At 41.1% G+C, this 21143-nt stretch carries 23 protein-coding genes and 1 pseudogene; all 24 read right to left on the bottom strand.

The features are described 5' to 3' along the window. Positions 1-212: pseudogene (locus T357_RS21600) on the bottom strand (IS4 family transposase); the annotation flags it as partial. Between the two features lie 83 nt (positions 213-295). Beyond that, positions 296-592, bottom strand: coding sequence for a type III toxin-antitoxin system ToxN/AbiQ family toxin (locus tag T357_RS0110760; protein WP_049962384.1), 297 nt, complete (start codon positions 590-592; stop codon positions 296-298). Between the two features lie 194 nt (positions 593-786). Continuing rightward, a complete protein-coding gene (locus T357_RS20300; RefSeq protein ID WP_049962383.1) occupies positions 787-1605 on the bottom strand; it encodes a hypothetical protein in 819 nt (272 codons plus the stop codon). 204 nt (positions 1606-1809) lie between these two features. Further along, on the bottom strand, positions 1810-3351 hold the full coding sequence (locus T357_RS0110750; protein ID WP_031552219.1) for a sensor histidine kinase: 1542 nt from the start codon (positions 3349-3351) through the stop codon (positions 1810-1812). Further along, entirely contained in the window at positions 3344-4099 is a 756-nt protein-coding gene (locus T357_RS0110745; protein WP_031552217.1) for a LytR/AlgR family response regulator transcription factor, read from the bottom strand. Before T357_RS0110745 ends, T357_RS0110750 begins: the two co-directional genes overlap by 8 nt. A 521-nt stretch (positions 4100-4620) precedes the next feature. Further along, positions 4621-5553: a type II toxin-antitoxin system death-on-curing family toxin gene (gene rhuM, locus T357_RS0110740; RefSeq protein ID WP_031552215.1), complete on the bottom strand. Its 933-nt coding sequence runs from the start codon at positions 5551-5553 to the stop codon at positions 4621-4623. Next, entirely contained in the window at positions 5540-5752 is a 213-nt protein-coding gene (locus T357_RS0110735) for a helix-turn-helix domain-containing protein (RefSeq protein ID WP_031552213.1), read from the bottom strand. Before T357_RS0110735 ends, rhuM begins: the two co-directional genes overlap by 14 nt. Positions 5753-5798: 46 nt before the next feature. Continuing rightward, positions 5799-6260: a PIN domain-containing protein gene (locus T357_RS0110730; RefSeq protein ID WP_049962382.1), complete on the bottom strand. Its 462-nt coding sequence runs from the start codon at positions 6258-6260 to the stop codon at positions 5799-5801. Then, positions 6260-6493 (bottom strand): hypothetical protein, encoded by a 234-nt coding sequence (locus T357_RS0110725; protein ID WP_031552207.1) that lies wholly within the window; start codon positions 6491-6493, stop codon positions 6260-6262. The genes T357_RS0110730 and T357_RS0110725 overlap by 1 nt, the downstream gene beginning before the upstream one ends. A gap of 238 nt (positions 6494-6731) precedes the next feature. After that, positions 6732-7316: a DUF6033 family protein gene (locus T357_RS21185; RefSeq protein ID WP_155991376.1), complete on the bottom strand. Its 585-nt coding sequence runs from the start codon at positions 7314-7316 to the stop codon at positions 6732-6734. Positions 7317-7642: 326 nt separating this feature from the next. After that, on the bottom strand, positions 7643-9019 hold the full coding sequence (locus tag T357_RS0110715; RefSeq protein WP_031552200.1) for a sensor histidine kinase: 1377 nt from the start codon (positions 9017-9019) through the stop codon (positions 7643-7645). Positions 9020-9240: 221 nt separating this feature from the next. Continuing rightward, positions 9241-9945, bottom strand: coding sequence for a LytR/AlgR family response regulator transcription factor (locus T357_RS0110710; RefSeq protein WP_031552198.1), 705 nt, complete (start codon positions 9943-9945; stop codon positions 9241-9243). Positions 9946-10180: 235 nt separating this feature from the next. Continuing rightward, positions 10181-10573, bottom strand: a complete 393-nt coding sequence (gene rpsI, locus T357_RS0110705; RefSeq protein ID WP_031552195.1) for a 30S ribosomal protein S9 — start codon at positions 10571-10573, stop codon at positions 10181-10183. Between the two features lie 14 nt (positions 10574-10587). Continuing rightward, entirely contained in the window at positions 10588-11022 is a 435-nt protein-coding gene (gene rplM, locus T357_RS0110700; protein ID WP_031552192.1) for a 50S ribosomal protein L13, read from the bottom strand. 322 nt (positions 11023-11344) lie between these two features. Next, positions 11345-12001 carry an HAD family hydrolase gene (locus T357_RS0110695; RefSeq protein ID WP_031552188.1) on the bottom strand — a complete coding sequence of 219 codons (657 nt, stop codon included), beginning with the start codon at positions 11999-12001 and terminating at the stop codon, positions 11345-11347. Positions 12002-12198: 197 nt separating this feature from the next. Continuing rightward, on the bottom strand, positions 12199-13227 hold the full coding sequence (locus tag T357_RS19230) for a tRNA pseudouridine synthase A (protein ID WP_044916759.1): 1029 nt from the start codon (positions 13225-13227) through the stop codon (positions 12199-12201). A gap of 8 nt (positions 13228-13235) precedes the next feature. After that, positions 13236-14042, bottom strand: coding sequence for an energy-coupling factor transporter transmembrane component T family protein (locus T357_RS0110685; protein ID WP_031552180.1), 807 nt, complete (start codon positions 14040-14042; stop codon positions 13236-13238). Further along, positions 14042-16051, bottom strand: a complete 2010-nt coding sequence (locus tag T357_RS0110680) for an energy-coupling factor transporter ATPase (RefSeq protein ID WP_044916731.1) — start codon at positions 16049-16051, stop codon at positions 14042-14044. The genes T357_RS0110685 and T357_RS0110680 overlap by 1 nt, the downstream gene beginning before the upstream one ends. A gap of 159 nt (positions 16052-16210) precedes the next feature. Then, the gene (locus T357_RS19225) at positions 16211-17740 is read right to left on the bottom strand and encodes a PspC-like choline-binding domain-containing protein (protein ID WP_044916730.1); all 1530 of its coding nucleotides are present in this window, start codon (positions 17738-17740) and stop codon (positions 16211-16213) included. Between the two features lie 149 nt (positions 17741-17889). Beyond that, a complete protein-coding gene (locus tag T357_RS0110670; RefSeq protein WP_031552170.1) occupies positions 17890-18426 on the bottom strand; it encodes a bL17 family ribosomal protein in 537 nt (178 codons plus the stop codon). Positions 18427-18517: 91 nt separating this feature from the next. Next, positions 18518-19471 (bottom strand): DNA-directed RNA polymerase subunit alpha, encoded by a 954-nt coding sequence (locus T357_RS0110665; RefSeq protein ID WP_031552169.1) that lies wholly within the window; start codon positions 19469-19471, stop codon positions 18518-18520. A 26-nt stretch (positions 19472-19497) separates the two neighbouring features. Beyond that, positions 19498-20091: a 30S ribosomal protein S4 gene (rpsD, locus tag T357_RS0110660; protein ID WP_029199679.1), complete on the bottom strand. Its 594-nt coding sequence runs from the start codon at positions 20089-20091 to the stop codon at positions 19498-19500. A gap of 144 nt (positions 20092-20235) precedes the next feature. After that, entirely contained in the window at positions 20236-20625 is a 390-nt protein-coding gene (gene rpsK / locus T357_RS0110655) for a 30S ribosomal protein S11 (protein ID WP_029199680.1), read from the bottom strand. Positions 20626-20760: 135 nt separating this feature from the next. Next, a complete protein-coding gene (gene rpsM, locus T357_RS0110650) occupies positions 20761-21129 on the bottom strand; it encodes a 30S ribosomal protein S13 (protein ID WP_029199681.1) in 369 nt (122 codons plus the stop codon). Between the last annotated feature and the right edge of the window lie 14 nt (positions 21130-21143).

Here is a 21143-nt window from a genome sequence, read left to right as displayed (position 1 = left end):
GAGAAGTGGTTAGTCTTCATCTGCATGTACATGCTGCTTCTTGAAAAAACATTTACAAGCTTATACCGAAAGATATTTATTACAGGGATTCCCTTTTGCTTTTCGGCATTGCATTTACGGAGTAAGTTACCTACCTTAAAGGTTGAAATAAAATCCGAAACTGAGCAATTAATTTCTTCCTCTGAGTGCTGTCCTTGTGGTAAGATATGCATATGGCGTAAGTCCTTTCTTGGTAAATGTTTTGTGGTAAATTCATTATACCTTATTTGAAAGCGACCTATGCCTTTTTATTTGTCTAAAGTATAGAGTTTTCAAGGTGCATCACACCTTTTGGGTGTGGGAAGTTTGAGTTATTTATATTGATCACCGCATAATCTTTGATCTTAACAAAATCAACACTTTCAGACATTTTCTTATGCTTTGACTTAAATGATGATAATGGTGCAAAGTATTTAAAACCATTTATTTCCAAGACAATACCTATGTATTTCCTGGAGGACTTATCCTCATCAGAAAAAAATATATGTTCCTGAAATGCCGATAAGTATTTAACATATTGGGAATCAACTTCATATAACTTTAAGCTTCTCATATTCCACCTAAACATAAAACAGGGACAAGAAACCTTGTCCCTGCTGTTAACTCGCTCACTTATAAGGCTGTGCATCACCTACTATTAACTCGCTCATTTATAAGGCTGTGCATCACCTACTTAATTAGAGTATACATCAATGATCTTATCTTTCAAGTAGCAAAATCACAAACTCAACTGATTTTACAAAAAATTCACATCAACGTATTCATCATCATTATAGCTTGTTCTTCCGGTGTGGGTTCGCGGTCAGGGAGGGATGCCATCTTCTGCTTTGCTTCAGAAAGAAGTGCTTTCACCTTTTCCACTTCTCTTTCGTCGCAGGCATTTTCTTCAAGCCCTGCTTCCACCTCCTGAAGATCCTGTTCCAGCAAGGCGATGATTGCCTGCATGTCACCTCTGGTAGCAGCTGCTGCAATCTGTCTCCTTCGCTTTTGTTCGTTGACAGCCACAGATTTACTGGTGGATTCCGTTGTGACTTCTCCATCATCGTCGATTTTTATCTTCATGCTTTGGAAGCCTACTTCTCCCTGCTTTTCTTCAAGAGATTCATCTGCTGCCTTTAAATTTTCGAAAAGAGACTGGCGTTTGTCCGAATCCGTGAGACAATCTCTCAGGTATTTTGATGAAATTTCCGCCATACCCTGTTTTACGATGTTAAAGTTCTCATAAAGGTATTTTGAAAGATCATCAACTGTATCAAATGACAGATCTTTGATTGTATCAGATGTCAGATCACCGACCGTGTCGAATGACGGATCTTTGTCCATATAAAATATCGGATCGGATTTCGCATCATCTGCTTTCAGGTTTGCTTTTAGTGCTGTCCTACCCTGTTCTGAAATCTCCAGGGTATCTTTCTGGTTTAGCAATACTTCAACCACTGACTCTCCGGCTCTGTCTCCCATCTCTGTGTCTCGTCTGATTCCGGAGTTCTTTCCTCGTTTTATTATTTTTGGATTTACATTATTGCCGACATATTTTCCATATGTATCATTAATCTCTACTGCCATTTCAAACCTCCTTCATCTAATCTTTACTTCGGAGGTCAAAAACCAGATATAATGCAATTGCAGTGAACACCACTATTCTTGCGGTCAATTACCTGATTTATTGTTTCCGGCCACGACTTAGGAAAATACTTCCGCCAATCCTGCATCCTATATTATTGAGGGAATGACCGTCGTTCCAACTTCGAGCATCTCAATCCACGGTCACTACCTTGCGCACTTGGTATTCATCATAACAGTCAAAATAAACCTATGTCTTTCTCCTTCATTTTTTATCTCAATGTCTATATCTCCCATATATTTTCTTGCACATTTTTGGATGTTAGACATCCCAATCCCATGCGAATGTTTATCCATTTTACTCGTCACAGGAAGTCCGGTATCTTTGTCAAAAGTCACCTTCCCGTCAAATACATTTTCAATCTCAATAAAGTACAGGGTTCCTTTCATATAGGACTTAAGAGAAATTTCTCTTGCACCCTCCACCTTTCGGCAAGCTTCAAAGGCATTGTCCAAGGCATTATCCAGAATGACTGCTATGTCGTAAATGTCTATACGTCCAGAGTTTGGAGCCACAAAACATGCCTCCATGTGCCCGAAACCAGGCGTCACATAATCCGTCTTTATGTGCCCGAGGTCCGGCGCCACATAATCCGTATATTTGAGTCCAGCGTCTGGTGCTACAAAATCTACTTCGAAGGTTATTCCACTCCTCTTCGCTTCCTGCATCCTTTGGTAAATAATGATGTCCGTGATTGGATTTCCGCTCCTTGATGAAAAATCCAGTTTATTAACTGCATTCTCCAACTTATCGAGGTATCCGTCTATCTCCGCCATATCATTTCCGGTGTTCTTAACATACTGCATGATATTGTTAAGGTGATTCCTCATATCATGCTTAAGCCCCCGCAGGTCAGAATATATATTTTCAACATCTTCGATTTCCCTGTGAAGCTGCTCCACCTGCTTTTCAAGGATAGCCTGCTTCCGCCTCTCTTCATTACGTTCAATAAGATATTGAAACAGCATCATGGCGGCAATGATGGAGCCAAGGTGCAATATGCAAATAACTATGATCCATATGAGAACCTCCGGAACCTTGTCATAAATAAGCAGGGATAATCTTTCGTTGATTTTCAGTATCATTACACGCAAAGTCATGGACACCCCAAGACCGGTAATGCAGGGGAGTATCAAAAATACACTCTCCCCGGGGCTTGGCTCATAGCCTTTGTGGATATATTTTCCACTGAGGACTTTGAGATATGTAAACATTAGCCCCACATATATGGCTACGGATGCTAAGCTTTGAGCGAAAAGATAGATATTTAGAAACATATCTGCTTTTTCCATGGTCAGGTTTTCGGATTGGAGAACCATGCTCTCAAACTTATTCCAGGTAGCGTGGGAGATCAGATAATAACCGACACTTCCAATATTTCTGATCAACTCTTTTCCGGCGGTAAAGCTTATGGCGGCAAATATCTGCCTTTTGAAATCCTGCTCAAAGAATATGAACTCAAGTATGCCCAGCAATGCAAAATCCATCAGTGTACGTAGTACAACTGTCTGCGCTTCCAGCACTTTATATATTAAAGCTTCTACGGAAAGGTAAATTAGTATCCAAATAGTAAGCGTTAGTCTCTTGGGGTATTTCGATTTCAGAAACCCGGCTCCGTATAGTCCACTGAAAATCGCATCTGATACATATATCGGCAGTGTCAATGTAATAGTCAAAAGATCAAGCATTTACAATACCTCCGTTCTTGGCGTAGCGAAGGAATGCTTTGACGAAATCCGTATACTTCTTTTCGGCAAGGATAATGCTATCGCCGTTAAGCACCTGTATGCTGTTCACGGAATAGGCAGTCACCTTTTCAAAATTCACAAGATAGCACCTGTGGCACCTAAAGAAAGTATCACCTAATTCATTTTCAAGATCGTACATTCTGGCATAGGTTTCTGCGAAGCCGCCGTCTGTATGGAAAACCACCTTCCTGTCATTGCTTTCGATATACTGAATTTCAGAAAATAGGATTTTTTTCCTATTCTCCCCGTCCTTAATGATCACGTATTTTTTTCTTTGTTCGTCATAAGACTGGGCCTCTTTAAGAGCCCGTTGAAACACTTCTGCAAACTTGCTTTCCTTGATCGGCTTCACAAGATAATGAAAGGCATTTACATCGAAGGCTTCTTCCATATACTCTCTATAGGCTGTCACAAATATGATGATGCTGCGCTTCCCCAGATCTTCATGTTCCCTGCATATACTTTTTACGGAATCTTCCTGCCTCTCACGGATATGCTTCGCGAGCTCTATTCCAGATACATCTCCCATTTCGATATCAAGAAAATAAATATTGAAAAAATCTCCACAGGAAATCAGGTCTTCACTTCCATTAAATAAACTGATTTTCGCATCTGCATATTGTTTCCTTATCAGATCAGCTAATTGTTTTCTGACATTTATGTCGTCATCACATACTGCTATATTCATTTCCGAATTCCTTTCATAATTAAATGAACTATTATTATATATCCATAATATGTTCTACTTTTCATTATAATGTTGTGAGCGACGGGATTTTTGCAGTGAAATATTCAGTTAAAGCACTTTCTTACTAATAAAGAATGCCTTTTTGCTTATGTTTCACACAAACACAGTCTTTTTAAATTTTAGAAATATTTTGTATATCTTTCACGTCCTTTTAATAATTCTGCTTATCACAAGACATATATTAACAACACCAACACAGTATGGCTCTCCGCAACCGGATCGAAATATCATGCACATAATCACTGTGGAACTATGAACCCTGATAAAGCCACACAGGTATCTCTGGATGAAGCTAAAAGTAAGGGAATGACCGCATGCAAAAAATGTTTTAAATAATCTAGTTATACGATTTCAAAAAAAAGATCTTACCCCGGCAAAGTTTATGATTGAAGGGAATCGGTACAATCCGGTTCCCTTTTTTTATAAATCAGAGCAAGTTTAAGTAACTTTCTTCAGTTAATTTATATTCTCAATATATTCATTACCATAGCTGTCATAATATCTTTTTCATCAGGATTGGACTCAGCAATCATAAGGGTTATAGCTACAAGTGTTCCATCACTTATTATCTTCTGTCCATCCCTAAAGAGCGCGTTGTTTCTGCTCAAAAACTCCAAGAACAAGGAAGCTGCAATCCTCTTACAGCCATCCTCAAAAGGATGATCTTTTATCATGAAATAAAGGAGATTGGCCGCCTTTTCCTCTAATGAGGGATATACTTCTCCTCCAAACACATCCTGGTAGACTGCTGCTAGAATACCTTCCACCTTACCAACTTCTTTCTCTACACCAAATACGTCTGATTTGAAAGTATCCTCCATATGATTGACTATCTCCCTACAATCACTATAGGTGATTCTGTATATCGGGCTTGAGCCTTCAGGCTTCTCAAGAGACTGGTGATCATATTGATCCAAAAGCATAAGCGCCTGTGTGTATAGATTTACAGCTTTGAGTACGTCCTGTTGTTCAATATCAAGTGTCCCTGCTATCATCTTTGTCTGTATTTCTACGGTTTTCTGAAGCGCCTGTAGCCTGCGTTCATTGATTGCATAGCCATTTAAAGTATAATGTTTAAGTACCGAACTAGCCCATCGTCTGAAAGCTATACCTCTTTTTGAATTAACTCGATATCCAACAGAAAGTATCATATCGAGATTGTAAATCTTAGGTTTTCTTCCTCCGGAACTTTTATCGGAAAAACCGATAGAAGTCTCATCCAGTTCACCAATATCGATTATATTATTTATATGCTCACTAAGAGTGGCTTGCTTAACACCAAATAATTCACCCATTTGTTTTTGTGTCAGCCAAACCGTTTCTAGTTCTGGACTAATCTGTACCTCAATCTCTGTATCCCCATCTGTAAATAAAACAATTTCATTCTTTGCCATTAACTTCCCCTCTATCCTTCATCATTTTTTCATATTCAAGCTGATAGGCTATCAGTCTCGGAATATACTCTGGAGGAGTTCTACGTCCCGCTTCCCAATCCTCTAATGTTCGAACCGGAATACCTGTATGAATCGAAAACTCTTTCCTTGTTTCTCCCGTACTCTCTCTTAATTGCTTAATTCTCTCTGCTATATCCATAATTGCACCTCCACGCAATGCGATAAACGAATTATATCATACCTTCTTACCGCTCGCAATGCGTGATTTTTATACAAAGAAAAACCCCGGAAACACAAGGTTTCCGGGGTTTGTGAATTCTTTTCGATTCTTCGAAGATTATCTCTTTGAGAACTGTGGGTATGGAGAAAAGCTTGAAATGCTTATCCCAGGTCCACACTTTTACATTATTCTGCACTGCAATATATGAGATCAAGGCATCTTGATAAGGCACCGTCAATCCGTTTGTCTTTAGTTTGTAAAGATAACGTCCAAATCCATCCCACTGGTCATCCTTAATAGACACAATATCAAACGCATTCAGTAGTTTTGAAAGTCTATCTAAATTTTCTTGCGAAACAGCTCCATGAAGTATTTCTGAACGCACCACGCCACATATTACAACATCTCCAGTGGCAAACACTTCCTTCATCTCTTCTGTCGGATGCTTCCAAAAATCAATGATTATATTCGAATCTACCAGTATCATCAGATCATGCTCTCCATTCTCAACCTATTAACCGAATCTTCATCAATCTCAACTTTCCCAGCAGATTCGATGAATTCTTCCATCATCTTTAGATCCTTCATTTTGCCTTTAAGATCCGGATTTCCATCTTTGGCATAGGTTGAATTAAGGAATAGAGCATATCTATATATATTTTCAACAGATGATTCAGGCATTGTCTTAATCATATCTATTGTTTTTTCAAGCGTTGACATAGTGGCACCTCCTTGTATCTTCTTATTTCATAGTAACACACATATATAATTAGTACTATCCAAAAATTTAACCCTTAATTAACCCCTATAAATTTCCATTGATTCGTTTCTTGATGATTTGTCTTTATCCTTAAAGGATAAAATAATATTTCACTTGCAGATAGTAATTGGGGTATGCATTTGCGGATGCATACTTGAAGGGAGTCGGATTAGTCCGGCTCCCTTCCCTTTTTAGCATTTATAACTTCTTGTCAAAATTAAAACCAACCATATCATTCTTCAAGCCTTTTTGCTGGCGGATCTTAGCTCCATATTCATTTGGAGACGTTACCTTTGAACGACTGTCATCATACTTACCTATAGACCAGCAGCTAATGCCTCCGTCCTTATCTATGGCCCATCTCATAGCAACAACACTACCGCCACCACTCTCTATTCTTTGACGCCTTTGTGCATCCAACGCCTGCATATTTGCAATTTCTTTTTCATATTCCTCTTCAAGCTCCGGATCATTTGCCATCTTCTGTAAGAACTCCGGAGAGATTGCCACATTGGTTGTTTTGTTGGAACCATATCTCATTCCAGGCTGAAAATTCGCCGCGGCAAAAGTGTAGCCATCATATTTTTTACTGAGATATTTCAATTCATCCGCCGCTGTTTTTCTCGTGTTGTTAGTACTATTTTCATTCTCAACAGATGATATCTGACCTGCTGACTTTCCGGATTCATTTACAACTTTCGAATTACTTGTTCGATTTGTATTCTTTTGATTTGTATATGCTCCTGCGTAGTTACCATATACACCATTTATATCCATTGCCATATTTCTGCCCTCCTTTGCAGTGAACAACGCCCCCTTGAAAGCATGTTTGTTTCAAACCGGACATTTGGAAAATTCGAATCTATCAATCTTTAATCCTGACATCCATTTCATATGATTATGATTTGATAGTTATATCTCTCTACTTTTTTCTTCGAACATCAGGGCCATATATTAACCCCAATGAAGTGAACGGTAGATTTTCTGATGTAAATGGTAAAGGCTACCACGAAATAATTTTCATCATTTCATGATAGCCTATATTCCGCATGATCATTCGATTTTCTGTTATTTACAGAAGTTCGCTTTAACCAAGGAAACGTTATTTATCATTCCGGTATCATCAACATGGCTGTAAAAATCACAGTGTCCTCTTTCTGCTCCAGCTGAATGGTTCCGTAATATTTTTCTGTGATCCGTTTTATATTCTTAAGTCCGTATCCATGGCTTTCTATATCATCCTTTGAGGTTTCAGGCAGCCCCGTATCCGTATTCAAGGACAATTCTCCTGAAAAGGTATTCTTTACTTGTATCAGGTAAGCATTGTTGTTCTTTAGGGATCTTACTTCTATCGTAGAACCGGAGCATTCTTTTGATGCTCTGACAGCATTTGCCAAAGCATTGTTGAGTATTACAGCTATATCTATAGCTTCAACCTTGCCAGTTGTGGGATAACGGAACTCGTCAATGAACTCAATACCGGCTTCCTCAGCTTCGCGTCTCTTTTCAGATATAACAATGTCCGTGACAGGATTGCCCGTCCTGGCATTTATATCCGTAGCCGGAAAGTCATCATGCCATTCATTAAGATATGTTACGGCCGAAGCATTATCACCTTTTTCCAAAAGATTCCCCAAAACCATGATGTGATCATTTATATCGTGCTTTATTCCGCGAATTTCAGCATACAGCTTTTCAATCGAATGCACATGAACCGACAGTTCTTCCACCTGTTTTGATACAAGTGCGTTCTGCAGTTGATCGTCCCGTGACTGCTTTATCTTTTGATATGAGTAAATAACTGAGATAGTTGCCAGAAACGCAATAAATCCGAATAGCCCACGCAGTCCGTCATATATAGGGTATCTGTCGGATACATGTTCTTTAACAGTATTAAAATATGCATCAGATAAAAATGAGGAGATCCAATATCCTGCAATTATTGCAACGTAGGGTGTCACAAACAGAATGAACTCACGCCATGACATTTGTTCATTTTTTCTGTAATAGACTTTTTCAGATATTATGATTTCAAGATACCTGAGTGCATTCTGAATAATGTACAACAAAGATACTGCAATATAATAAAGTATGAACTGTTGCATGCCATCTCTTATTTTGGGATTCATAAACGTTATCTTGCTAATGCCTTTCCACGGTAGCAACGACATTTCACTGGATATCCAAAGGAACATATATATGGTCAAAGCCAGAAAGCATTTCTGCGTGATATTTTTCTTTTCAACAAGAATAGATATTGTTAAAACAGTTATCATCCCCAAAGGATATGCCGTAAGACCTGACATGGGATATGGGATTAAATATATGATTAACATGATTATGAAGTAGGCTATACCTATGATCACAGCCCCTGATTTCTTCCTCATGTATGGAATATAAAAACGCATCACAAGCAATGCACTTATAAATAGATTAGTGGTAACTACCGCAGTATCCCCCATTGCTCTCATCATGTCTAACGCCATGAATTGCTTCTCCTTAACGTATATACGCTTTTTGTGGAACATTTCAGCCGGTGGACCACTAACTCCGTCCCCTTGGACCACTGGCTGAAATGTTACTATTTGTCGATATTTCCGACATGTAATTCATATTATCTCATTTATTTAGTCCCGATTTTAATTTATCATGACGCAATATAGTAGTTCCCGATTCTATTTTATTATTTAACTTCCGCATAGGTAGTTTAACAACATCTGCAATACTCCATATAGGCTCTGATAAATCCTTCATACTCCCTTCTTGCAATAGGAACATTATCTCCTCTGCACGTTATCAGTGTTGTCCTGTCATATCGCTCCACATACTTCATGTTTACAAGATATGATCTGTGTATACGATAGAAGTAACTTCCTACAAGGCTTTCAAGTGCCGATAACTGTCCATAGTATTCTATGTTTTCATCCTTCATATGAAGTATTGTTTTCCGGTCATACACCTCTGCATATACGAGCCTTGACAGATTTATGCGGATATGCGAGGTCCCTGACTGAATTTCAATATACTTGTCATGATTCCCCGACAAATCCCCGCATCGTTCCAGTTCTTTCATGGCATCATCAAGTACTTCACTAAGCTTTTCATCTGCAAAAGGTTTCACAAGAAAATGAAATGGATGCAGATCAAATGAACTAAACACCTGACTTTCTTCACCGGTTACAAAGATCAGTATCTTTCTCCAATCTCTGTCTCTCAATGTCTTTGCCACATCCATTCCGCTCATCTCAGGCATCCAGATATCAAGTAATAGAATATCCGGGAGTTTATCGGCAGCCAATAGCTCTTCTCCGGAAGTGAATGTAATAATCTCTGCCTCCGGACAGATTTTTGCAACTTTCTCAGCAAGTATGTCACATATTCTTTTTTCATCATCACAAATAGCAATTCTCATGTCTGTCTCCGATCAACTCCGGCCGGCACAGATCAGACATCCACCGGATATCTTACGCCCTCCCGAAAGCATACTATTTATATATTATCTACTATAAACCGATATAGTCATCTGCCAATGTAGTAAATGGTTGATTTTCTGCAGTGAACGGTAAGTTCATTAATTTTCCCAAATAAAAAACCCCGGAAACACATCGGTTTCCGGGGTTTTTGAATTCTTTTCGATTCTTCGAAGATTATCTCTTTGAGAACTGAGGAGCACGACGTGCAGACTTGAGTCCGTACTTCTTTCTCTCTTTCATTCTCGGATCTCTTGTAAGAAGTCCTGCCTTCTTGAGAACTGGTCTGTACTCAGCATCCATCTCGCAAAGTGCTCTTGAGATACCGTGACGGATAGCACCAGCCTGACCTGTAGTACCACCACCACATACATTAACAAGGATGTCAAGCTTGCCAACGTTCTGTGTAAGAACGAGTGGCTGGTTAACGATAAGCTTCAGTGTATCAAGACCGAAGTACTCGTCAAGGCTTCTCTTGTTGATTGTGATCTTTCCTGTACCAGGCATGATATAAACTCTTGCAACAGAAGACTTTCTTCTACCTGTTCCGTAATTTCTGTTTGTTGCCATCTTGATATCCTCCCTTAGAATGTAAGCTCAACAGGCTTCTGTGCCTGGTGCTTGTGATCTGCGCCAGCGTATACGAAAAGCTTCTTATACATCTGTCTGCCTAATGGTCCGTGAGGGAGCATACCCTTAACTGCATACTCGATAACCTTCTCAGGCTTCTTAGCCTTGAGATCACGAAGAGATGTCTCACGCATTGAACCAACATACTTTGAATGTGTGCGATAAATCTTCTGCTCAAGCTTCTTACCTGTTACGGTGATCTTGTCAGCATTAACGATGATTACGTAATCTCCGCAATCAAGGAACGGTGTGTAGATTGGCTTGTTCTTTCCGCGAAGAACCTTAGCAACCTCTGATGCAAGACGTCCAAGTGTCTTACCCTCTGCGTCTACTACATACCACTTTCTGTCCTGTGCAATAGTAGAAGCTGTAGCTACGTATGAATTCATAACAACCTCCTGTTATAAGGCTACTTACTCTGGTCTCTGTCCAAAACAGAACTTCTGTCGGCCGCCGCATCGGGTTAAATGCGAGGTTTCTTCTTAATTTAAGAAGGCCTTCTTTCGGCGCAAGTGGTCCACTCTGAGACTGATTTCAGTATTTAATGTAGCCCGGGCCGATGCTTTCGACCCTGCTGTGAATAGTTAACTGCTCATCTTCGGGCGCAATACGCCTGTAAACAAACAGCAATACGTATTATATTTGCAATCTTTCGGACTGTCAATATAGTTGACAGCTTTTTGAATTATAAAATTAATATAAAACTGATTTTTAGTCCTTTTCCATAATTTCTATGATTTCTGCCAATGTCTCCGGCTCTTCATCAAGCAATTCCCTGACATCATCAAGGTCGCTCATGTCTTTGATTCCGAAAACCTTGCAGCCTGCGTCATATCCTGCATGGATGCCATTGGGAGCATCTTCCACTACTATGCACTCCTCCGGCTTAAGTCCGATTCTTTCGGCGCACTGAAGGTAGATGTCCGGTGCAGGTTTTCCGTGGGTTATCATTTCCCCGGAACAGATGTAGTCGAACTTTTCGGTGTAGCCGGTTTTATCAAGATAATGCATAACCACCGGCTTCAATGAAGATGAGCCCAATGCTATCCTGTAGCCCTTCTGGATTAGCCAGTCAAAAAGCTCGTCCAGCCCGGGCTTCTTAGGGATATCGTTATCGATAAAATACTGGTCGATGTACTTCTTTCTGTAGCCTCTTTCCTCCCAGTAGTCAAAGTCGGGATTAACTTCATTGAACATCTTTCCGATGTTTTCCATGGAGGCTCCGCGCATCTTGTTGATCATCTCGTCGGTCATTGTGTAGCCTCGCTCCTTTGATGCTACCTTCCAGAAATGGTGATATACCTTTTCCGTGTCGAACATGGTGCCATCCATGTCGAATATAAAGCCTTTTATTCCGTCATATTTCATAGCTTTCCCCTTTTCAAACAAATGTCAGCCTTTTTCAGCTTTTAGCTTCGTTAAAGGCTGACAATACATCACTAAATATATCTATATGAATTACACTTGTTAAGCTAAATGTTTTCTGAATCACTCATTTTAGGTATAAAGACTACACACATAGTTCTCATTAGAACGACAGTGAATGCAATTTATAAATCTCTACATCAATACTTGAGTTCTACCAGACACAATCCCTTGGCCGGCACCGTCGGGCCCGCCTTGGTTCTGTCTTTGGCTTCGAGAATGTTCATGATGTCCTCAGGTTCTCTCTTGCCGTTTCCCACTTGTAGCAGAGTGCCAACGATTATTCGTATCATATGATAGAGAAAACCGTTTCCTCTTATCCTAAAGGTGATAAGACTCGCATCTTCTTCCCGGACTTTTCTCGATGCATTAGACGAATTTACAGCTTCCTGAACACTTCCCGATGCATTGGCTGAGTTCTTGTCTTCATACGCCCCGCCTGGTGCATTGACTGAATTTATGTCTTCATGAACCTCGCTTGGCATATTGACTGAATTCGTATCTTCCAAGCTTTTTCTTCCCCTATCAGAAAAGATTTCAATGCTGTAAATCTCTCTTACCGCATCTCCTCCATGCTCAAAGACCTGGCTGTCGGGATTCACGAAGCTTGTGAAGTCATGGACTCCGCAGAGGTACTCCGCAGCCTGCCGCATTTTTTCGATGTTTAAGGCATAAGTAAAATTATAGGCATAGAGCCTTCCCATAGGCGAAGGGATCGGAGAGTTGTCCACTTTGTATTCATAAACCTTTTCATGGGGTTCAAATCTTGGGTTAAAGTCCAAAGGCACTTCCTCGGCTTTAACCACTCTTATATCTTCCGGCAGGAAACTGTTTATAGCTGAGGGGAAGTTCTCTGTCGGGATGGTGGAGTCTGTGTCAAATACGGCAACATTACCCATAGCATGCACTCCGCTGTCTGTGCGGCTTGCGCCTATAAGCTGAATGCTGTCGTCCTTCAGTGAATCTCCATCCCCTTGGGAGTGCTTATCGGAGGCGAGAGAAGTGTCTGTGCCTGAACTCCGCTTCAGCAAATTACCAATCCCCAAAGTGAGCATCCCCTGAATTGTTGGCTTGTCACCTTCCGGCTTTTCCTTCGTAGGATTCTGGATCTGCCAGCCTTTGTAGCCCGTCCCGTCATATGAAATTGTTAATTTGATACGTCGTTTCATAGGTTTTTTCATACAAGCGGAACAAATCTCGACCCAACTGCTCCCGCAAAATACAAAAACATCAGGAAATATGCGATTCCGTCTCTTGCTTCATATTTCAAAGGTTTCATCTTGGTTCTGCCCTCGCCGCCGCGGTAGCATCTGGCTTCCATGGCCATGGCGAGATCATTGGCCCTTCTGAAGGCGCCGATGAAAAGCGGTACCAGAATGGGAACCATGGCTTTTGCACGCTGGATGATGTTTCCGGATTCAAAATCCGCGCCTCTTGCCTGCTGGGCTTTCATGATCTTATCGGTTTCTTCTATAAGAATAGGTATAAATCTGAGTGCAATGGACATCATCATTGAAATCTCATGCACCGGCACTCCGATTTTCTTGAAGGCTCTCAGTCCTTTCTCCATTCCGTCTGTCAGCTGGTTCGGGGTTGTTGTAAGAGTCATAAGTGATGAACCCATAACAAGAAGAATCAGTCTAATTCCCATTTTAAGGGCGATGGTTAGACCTTCCTTTGATATCTTCAGTATTCCAAGTTGGAAGATCGGTTCACCCGGTGTCAAAAACAGGTTGAAGCTCACCGAAATCAGAAGCAGGATCAGGATGTTCTTGAGTCCCTTTGTCATAAACTTTAAGGGAACATTGCTCAGCTTAATGAGAATGCCCAGAACAACAGCTGCCACCCCATACATCGTCCAGCTGTCCACCACAAATAGTGCAACCAGGAAAACCAGCGTTCCCAGCAGCTTTACGCGGGGATCCAGTCTGTGGATTATAGAGTCAACAGGATAGTACTGTCCTAAAGTTATTTCTCTAATCATCAGTTTGCCTCCTTTCCGGAAGCATCGTTTTTATTCGATTTAACTGATTTATTATATCGTTTCCACAAATCAATGATACAGTCCGCCATTTCCGACACTGTATCCGGGCGATCTTCAAAGCGAATGCCTACGTCCTTTAAGTCATGAATAAGATATGTCATCTGCGGAGCGCCCAGGCCCATGCTTTCCAGTTCCTGATATCTCTTAAATATTTCTTCCGGCGTTCCTGTCATCTTAAGCACACCGTGATCAAGAACGATAACCTGGTCTGTGTATCTCGCCACATCGTCCATTGAGTGGGATACCAGAATTATGGTCATGCCAACCTTATCGTGAAGCTCCCTGATCTGCTTGAAAAGATCGTCTCTTCCGGCAGGATCAAGTCCCGCTGTGGGCTCATCCAGTATCAGCACTTCCGGATGCATGGCCAGAACTCCCGCTATGGCAACTCTTCTCTTCTGTCCGCCACTTAGTTCAAATGGTGATTTTTTCCAGAATTTACTGTCGAGGCCGACCATCTTGAGGGCTTCTTCCGCTCTCTTTCTGGCTTCATCCTCGCTGAGTCCCTGGTTTTTCGGTCCGAACATAACATCTGTTATTACATCAACCTCAAAAAGCTGATACTCGGGGTACTGGAAAACCAGACCTATCTTGAACCTAAGCTGCTTCATATTGAAGTTGGTGTCATAGATGTTGATAAATCCTGTACCCTGGCCTGATTCAATCGAGTCATTGGGGGCGGTTCCCTTTAGGGTGTCAGCATTAGCCCCATCCTTCTCATCTTCATAACCGGAGTTTTCGTGGTTGTTTTTCACATTGGAATTAGACCCAGAGCCTTTATATACGTTTTTAGAATTTTTTCCGGTTTTGATCAGATCAGCATTGTCCCTGAAGTTTACCTCTATCACGCCCTCTGTGGCTTTCAAAAGCCCGTTGAGGTGCTGTGTTAATGTCGACTTGCCGGAACCTGTGTGGCCGATAAATCCAACTATTGATCCCCTCTGAACGTCAAATGACACGTCCTTCAGGGCATAGCTCTCCATGGCAGTTCCCTTCTGGTACACATGATCCAGGTGACGGACTCTGATCACCGGGTCTGTTATATCAATATGAAGCGGCTTACGTTTTACGAAATTTGGCTCAAAATCCACCTGCTTGGGGAGGCATTTCTGTAAGCATTCAACCAGCTCTTCTCTGGTGAGGATCGAATCCGGCACCGGCATTCCTGCCTTCTGCAATTTCCAGGCAAGCTCGGTGACCTCAGGCACGTCCATGCGGATTGCCTTGAGCTCTTCAACGTTTTTAAACACTTCTTTCGGAGTGCCATCCATTACGATTTTGCCCTGATCCATGACGATGATTCTGTCGGCGTCCACCGTCTCTTCCATATAGTGGGTTATAAGTATGATGGTTACTCCCTGGGTTTTATTGAGTTCCTTGATGGTTCTGATGACTTCCGCGCGTCCCGTGGGGTCAAGCATGGCTGTGGGCTCATCAAGAACTATGGTTTTCGGAATCATTGCCATGGTGCCGGCAATTGCCACTCTTTGCTTTTGACCGCCGCTGAGTCTGTTGGGTGATTTCATTCGATACGCAGTCATTCCCACCGCTTCGAGAGCAGTATTTACTCTGTTCCAGATTTCCTCTGTGGGAATTCCTATATTTTCAGGCCCGAATCCAACATCCTCTTCAACCACTGATGCAATTATCTGGTTGTCAGGATTCTGGAAAACCATTCCGGTTTCTTTTCTTATGTCCCAAAGATCCTGTTCGTTTCTGGTGTCTTTTGAGCTGACCAGAACAGTCCCCTCAGACGGCAGATTAAGTCCATTGATGAGTTTTGCCAATGTTGACTTGCCTGAACCGTTATGGCCGAGAACACACACAAAATCACCCGCCTCGATGGAGACATTAACTCCGTCCAGGGCTCTGGTGCTTTCCACAACCTTGTCATTTTCGTCGGTTCGTATGTAGTTATAAACAAGATTAAGCGCTTCGATAATCTTCAATTTATTCACCTAAATTTGTCGACTGAAATCAGTCAACCATTTCTAAAATTATAGTTTTCAGCGAGTTTAGTATATTAAAAATAGGAATAAAATACAATGGCAGACCGTAAATGGCCTGCCATTAATACATCAGTTGATTTAAGTTAATCATTCTGGTTTTTAGTGAATCCAATGTCCGTCATCGGCTAACTGATAGCTTCCAAGTACGGTTGTGCCTCTTGCCATCTGGCCGTAGTCATTGTCCGAAGCATTTTTCTGAGGGTAGAAATAGTAGTACTGGTCGTTCTCGTATCCATCCTTTATCATTACCCAACCGGTTACCATCTTACCTTCTGCATCAAAGAAATAACTCTTTTCGCCTATGGTTACAAGATTGTTTCTGTACATCAGTCCATAATTCTCTCCTGTCTGAGGATTGAAGTAGTACCAGTTATTATTTATCTTTACCCAGCCGGTCTTCATGTCCCCGTTTTTAGAGAGATAATAGGTTCTGTAATCATCTTTATTGTAGAAGCCGGTAACCATCCTGCCTTCCGAATCAAACCGGTAGTAGGCATTCTTCCAGATAAGCCAGTCGTTGGCAACAAGTGTTCCCTGAGAGGTTTTGAAATACCAGTAATTTCCGTCTTTATACCAGCTTCCCGTTGTATATGTGCTGCCTGTTGCAGAATTGTATGAAGTACCACCGTTATTGATAGCTTCTACGCTGTGTCCGGGTAATGTTGTCGTCTGGCCTGTTGATGAATCATATACAGTAAATACAGTACCGGAATTGTTATAATCATAAGCACCATTTTGTGCAGATGTCGAAAGATTACCAATTGATGTGCTGTATCCTGCCACTCCGGTATTTGCGTAATTATAATTAGATCCGGCACTGGAATTTATTATGTAAGTAGAATCCGGATACTGACCTGTTCCGTCTGATACCTGATCCTGGAAAATGTTAATGAAATCCGATACTACTTTGTCAGATTCCTTTCCGCTGCCTTGCTGCACATTAGTATATGGAACTGTAGATACTTCAAAATAATATGCAGTAGCCTTAGTCATATACGGATAAAGATTGATACTGGTCTGATCTGTTATTATTGAAGCTATCTTCGTACTATCCCTGTACAGACTTACTTTATAATAACCCGAGGAAACAGATGGCGGTGTCCAGCTTGCTTTCCCCAATACATAGGAGCTCCATACCGGTGAAGTCGGAGCATCAAAGGTTCCCTTGATTCCGTTAAGAGAGAATATAACTCTGAGACCATAGTTTCCTTCCAGTCTTGCTGAAACAAAGGATCCACCATTGATATGTACGTTTGAACTATCATACATACCACTAAAGTAATAGTAAGTGTAATTATCGTTTGTACGTTCTTTTTCGTTGGCAGTAAGATATATCTCAACATAAGGAGTCATGGAAACGCCATAGCTGCTGTCTCCGTACCATGAAACACTTTCTATATCATACTCACCATTCTCAGGTACTGAAAAATCACTTTCTGAGATTGATGGCAAACCTGCAGAAGAATTCTCATATTCGTAATGTCTGAGATAGTCCTCTACTTTTATTCTCACATTCGAAATTCTCTCATTACGATCCTTTGCAGATATCAAAAAAGCATAATTCATGATAAATATGGCTGCGATCAAGACCGCACATAAACTCTTCTTTACCATACTTTTATATTTCATACCCACTCCACTTAAATAGTAATTAACATTTTCTTTTCACACAATTACCTATACTAAGTATATCATCTAAATAAAGTCTAACTTATTACGTTTATTTAACAAAAAAAGGAACCGCCTTGTGGCGATTCCTTTTGGATTAATCAATCAGATTATACGAGCTCAAGGAGAACTTCCATAGCTGCGTCACCCTTTCTGAGACCAACCTTAACGATACGAGTATAACCACCGTTACGTGTAGCATACTTTGCACCGTACTCATCGAAAAGCTTTGCAGCAAGATCAACCTTCTTTGTGTTCTTCTTCTGTCCAGCCTTCTCCTTTGGAACCTCAGTTACAGGGTAAAGATAAGCAAGCATCTGACGACGAGCAGCAAGTCTTGAAGCCTTATCCTTCTTGATTGTCTTCTCTACTTCGTCATAAACTGTAACCTTCTTACCGTCTACAACTTCCTTAACGCGCTTTCCGTCAGCATCCTTACGAGCTACCTTAGCCTTAACAGTAACTTCCTCGAAGTTGTCCTTCTCCTTTACTGCAAGAGCGATAAGCTTCTCTGCCTGCTTACGTACTTCCTTGGCACGTGCCTCAGTTGTGAAAATTCTTCCATTATAGATAAGAGATGTTGTAAGAGCACGAAGCATAGCCTGTCTCTGTCTTGACTCTCTACCTAACTTTCTATATTTTGCCATTTTTAATTTCCTCCACCGTGCTTTTTAGTCTTACCGGTAAATTCATCTTAGCATCTGTGGCCTTTCACAGAATTCATACAATAAGAGAAGATCACTCTTCTCTTATTGTAAGACTAAGATTTAATTCCTTAAGTTTTTGCAATACTTCCTCAAGAGACTTACGACCAAGGTTTCTAACCTTCATCATATCCTCAGGAGTTTTTGAACAAAGCTCCTGAACAGTATTGATTCCTGCTCTCTTAAGGCAGTTATAGGAACGAACCGAAAGCTCAAGTTCGTCAATATTCATCTCGAGCACTTTTTCCTTCTCATCATCAGGCTTCTCAACCATAACCTCAGCTGTCTGAGCATCCTGAGAAAGCTCTACGAAAAATGATAAATGCCCTGAAAGGAACTTAGCTGCATCAGATACAGCATCGTCCGGACTCATTGTTCCGTTAGTAAATACGTCAAGTGTAAGCTTGTCGTAATCGGTCATGTTGCCGACACGAGTATTGTTGATTGACATATTTACACGCTCAACCGGTGTATAGATAGCATCAACATCGATCACTCCTGTAGGAAGATCATTTGTCTTTGTTCTATCTGCACCAACATAGCCTCTGCCCGAAGTAACAGTTATTTCCATCTCAAAATTTGCAGTACCATCTGTGGTTGCAATCTTCTGATCCGGATTGAGAATCTCGATATCTTCAGCAAGCTTGATGTCAGATGCAGTAACTACACCTTCACCATCAAAGTTAAGATATAAGATCTTCGGGTCATCGGAGGACGATGTGTTCTTAATTTCAAGACTCTTAAGGTTCATGATAACCTCAGTCAGGGTATCCTTGACACCGGGGATAGTATCACTTTCCTTATCGGCACCAATGATTTTAACCTGAGATACCGCAGTACCAGGTAATGCTGAAAGCATAATTCGTTTCAAAGCATTGCCCAGAGTTGTTCCGTAACCTCTTTCCAAAGGTTCGCAAACAAATCTGCCGTACTTCTTATCATCTGAAATCTCAACAATCTCAATGTTTGGTTTCTCAAAATCGAACATGCAATGCCTCCTTTATTGCAGGCTAATTATTTTGAATACAACTCGACGATAAGCATCTCGTTTACAGGAACATCGATTTCCTCTCTTGAAGGAAGCTGCTTAACAGTAGCCTTAAGATTTTCCTGATCTGCATCAAGCCAAGCCGGTACTAAACGACCGTTTGTAACCTCAAGGATGTCCTTGAATCTCTGAAGAGACTTCTTGTTCTCCTTAACAGCTACAACATCGCCTGCTGATACAAGGTATGAAGGTATATTTACAACCTTGCCATTAACAGTGATAAGTCTGTGTCCAACAACCTGACGTGCCTCACGACGAGTACGTGCAAGACCCATTCTGAAGATTACGTTATCAAGACGAGACTCAAGGAGAACCATAAGGTTTGTACCTGTCTGTCCCTTCATCTTGTTTGCCTTAGCATAGTAATTTCTGAAAGGCTTCTCAAGAACGCCATAGATGAACTTAGCCTTCTGCTTCTCACGGAGCTGAGTGCCATACTCTGACATCTTACGACGAGCATTTCTAAGCTGTCTGTTAGACTTCTTATCAATTCCTAAAAATACAGGGTCAAGTCCAAGTGACCTGCATCTTTTAAGTACGGGAGTTTTATCAACTGCCATAATTCTTTCTCCTTATTAATATCATGATAAATTACGTGATACGTCCTTTACATCCGTAGACTTCTTCGGACAGATCTGCCGCTATTTTATACATACTGCGGCCTATGTCTTTTAAGTTTTGCCTTAAGATAATCCAAAAAAAGATTATACTCTTCTGCGCTTTGGTGGACGGCATCCGTTGTGTGGAACCGGTGTTACATCCTTGATAGATGTTACCTCAAGACCATTAGCCTGAAGTGCACGAATAGCTGCCTCACGTCCTGATCCTGGTCCCTTTACGCTAACATCCACATACTTTAAGCCGTGTACTAAAGCTGCCTTAACAGCAGTTTCAGCAGCCATCTGAGCTGCATATGGAGTAGATTTTCTTGAACCTTTGAATCCAAGACCACCGGCACTTGCCCATGAAAGAGCGTTACCTTCTGCATCTGTCAGTGTAACGATAGTGTTGTTGAAAGATGCCTGAATATGTGCCTGTCCGCGTTCAACGTTTTTCTTTACGCGCTTCTTTGTTACTCTCTTACCTGAAGCCATATTAAAACTAACCTACTTTCCTTTACTAGTCTTCCTGTATTTAAAACATGAAGATCACAATAGTTACTTCTGATTTTCATCAGATTTGGATCATTTATGATCCGGACTTGCTTTTACCTACAAGCTGAAGTTAAATTACTTCTTCTTGTTAGCTACAGTCTTACGTGGTCCCTTACGTGTTCTGGCATTGGTCTTTGTCTTCTGACCTCTAACCGGAAGTCCCTTTCTGTGACGGATTCCGCGGAAGCAGCCAATCTCCTGAAGTCTCTTGATGTCAAGAGCAACTGCTCTTCTGAGATCACCTTCCACTGTCTGGTTCTCTGCAATATAGTTTGCGAGTACCTTTACTTCATCGTCAGTGAGATCCTTAACACGTGTGTCAGGGTTAACGCCTGTTGCCTTGAGAATCTTATCAGCTGAAGACTGTCCGATACCATAAATATATGTCAGACCAATCTCGATACGCTTCTCTCTAGGTAAATCGACACCTGCAATACGAGCCATTTTTGTTTCCTCCT

The organism is Oribacterium sp. FC2011 (genome assembly GCF_000701645.1).
In the GTDB taxonomy this organism is placed as follows: domain Bacteria; phylum Bacillota; class Clostridia; order Lachnospirales; family Lachnospiraceae; genus Oribacterium.
Note: the sequence above shows the minus strand (reverse complement) of the source record. Positions and strands in the feature narration are given on the sequence as shown.

What these genes read in the sequence shown, in the direction of transcription:
- rpsK (WP_029199680.1), bottom strand. Translation starts at nt 20,625, where the DNA reads ATGGCTTCAGGTAAGAGAGTAACAAAGAAGCGCGTAAAGAAAAACGTT.
- T357_RS0110670 (WP_031552170.1), bottom strand. Translation starts at nt 18,426, where the DNA reads ATGGCAAAATATAGAAAGTTAGGTAGAGAGTCAAGACAGAGACAGGCT.
- T357_RS0110695 (WP_031552188.1), bottom strand. Translation starts at nt 12,001, where the DNA reads ATGAAATATGACGGAATAAAAGGCTTTATATTCGACATGGATGGCACC.
- rpsM (WP_029199681.1), bottom strand. Translation starts at nt 21,129, where the DNA reads ATGGCTCGTATTGCAGGTGTCGATTTACCTAGAGAGAAGCGTATCGAG.
- T357_RS0110735 (WP_031552213.1), bottom strand. Translation starts at nt 5,752, where the DNA reads ATGGATATAGCAGAGAGAATTAAGCAATTAAGAGAGAGTACGGGAGAA.
- T357_RS0110760 (WP_049962384.1), bottom strand. Translation starts at nt 592, where the DNA reads ATGAGAAGCTTAAAGTTATATGAAGTTGATTCCCAATATGTTAAATAC.
- T357_RS19230 (WP_044916759.1), bottom strand. Translation starts at nt 13,227, where the DNA reads ATGAAACGACGTATCAAATTAACAATTTCATATGACGGGACGGGCTAC.
- T357_RS0110665 (WP_031552169.1), bottom strand. Translation starts at nt 19,471, where the DNA reads ATGTTCGATTTTGAGAAACCAAACATTGAGATTGTTGAGATTTCAGAT.
- rpsI (WP_031552195.1), bottom strand. Translation starts at nt 10,573, where the DNA reads ATGGCAACAAACAGAAATTACGGAACAGGTAGAAGAAAGTCTTCTGTT.
- T357_RS0110685 (WP_031552180.1), bottom strand. Translation starts at nt 14,042, where the DNA reads ATGATTAGAGAAATAACTTTAGGACAGTACTATCCTGTTGACTCTATA.
- T357_RS0110750 (WP_031552219.1), bottom strand. Translation starts at nt 3,351, where the DNA reads ATGCTTGATCTTTTGACTATTACATTGACACTGCCGATATATGTATCA.
- rpsD (WP_029199679.1), bottom strand. Translation starts at nt 20,091, where the DNA reads ATGGCAGTTGATAAAACTCCCGTACTTAAAAGATGCAGGTCACTTGGA.
- T357_RS0110745 (WP_031552217.1), bottom strand. Translation starts at nt 4,099, where the DNA reads ATGAATATAGCAGTATGTGATGACGACATAAATGTCAGAAAACAATTA.
- T357_RS0110715 (WP_031552200.1), bottom strand. Translation starts at nt 9,019, where the DNA reads ATGGCGTTAGACATGATGAGAGCAATGGGGGATACTGCGGTAGTTACC.
- T357_RS19225 (WP_044916730.1), bottom strand. Translation starts at nt 17,740, where the DNA reads ATGAAATATAAAAGTATGGTAAAGAAGAGTTTATGTGCGGTCTTGATC.
- T357_RS20300 (WP_049962383.1), bottom strand. Translation starts at nt 1,605, where the DNA reads ATGGCAGTAGAGATTAATGATACATATGGAAAATATGTCGGCAATAAT.
- rhuM (WP_031552215.1), bottom strand. Translation starts at nt 5,553, where the DNA reads ATGGCAAAGAATGAAATTGTTTTATTTACAGATGGGGATACAGAGATT.
- T357_RS0110725 (WP_031552207.1), bottom strand. Translation starts at nt 6,493, where the DNA reads ATGTCAACGCTTGAAAAAACAATAGATATGATTAAGACAATGCCTGAA.
- rplM (WP_031552192.1), bottom strand. Translation starts at nt 11,022, where the DNA reads ATGAATTCATACGTAGCTACAGCTTCTACTATTGCACAGGACAGAAAG.
- T357_RS0110710 (WP_031552198.1), bottom strand. Translation starts at nt 9,945, where the DNA reads ATGAGAATTGCTATTTGTGATGATGAAAAAAGAATATGTGACATACTT.
- T357_RS21185 (WP_155991376.1), bottom strand. Translation starts at nt 7,316, where the DNA reads ATGGCAATGGATATAAATGGTGTATATGGTAACTACGCAGGAGCATAT.
- T357_RS0110730 (WP_049962382.1), bottom strand. Translation starts at nt 6,260, where the DNA reads ATGATACTGGTAGATTCGAATATAATCATTGATTTTTGGAAGCATCCG.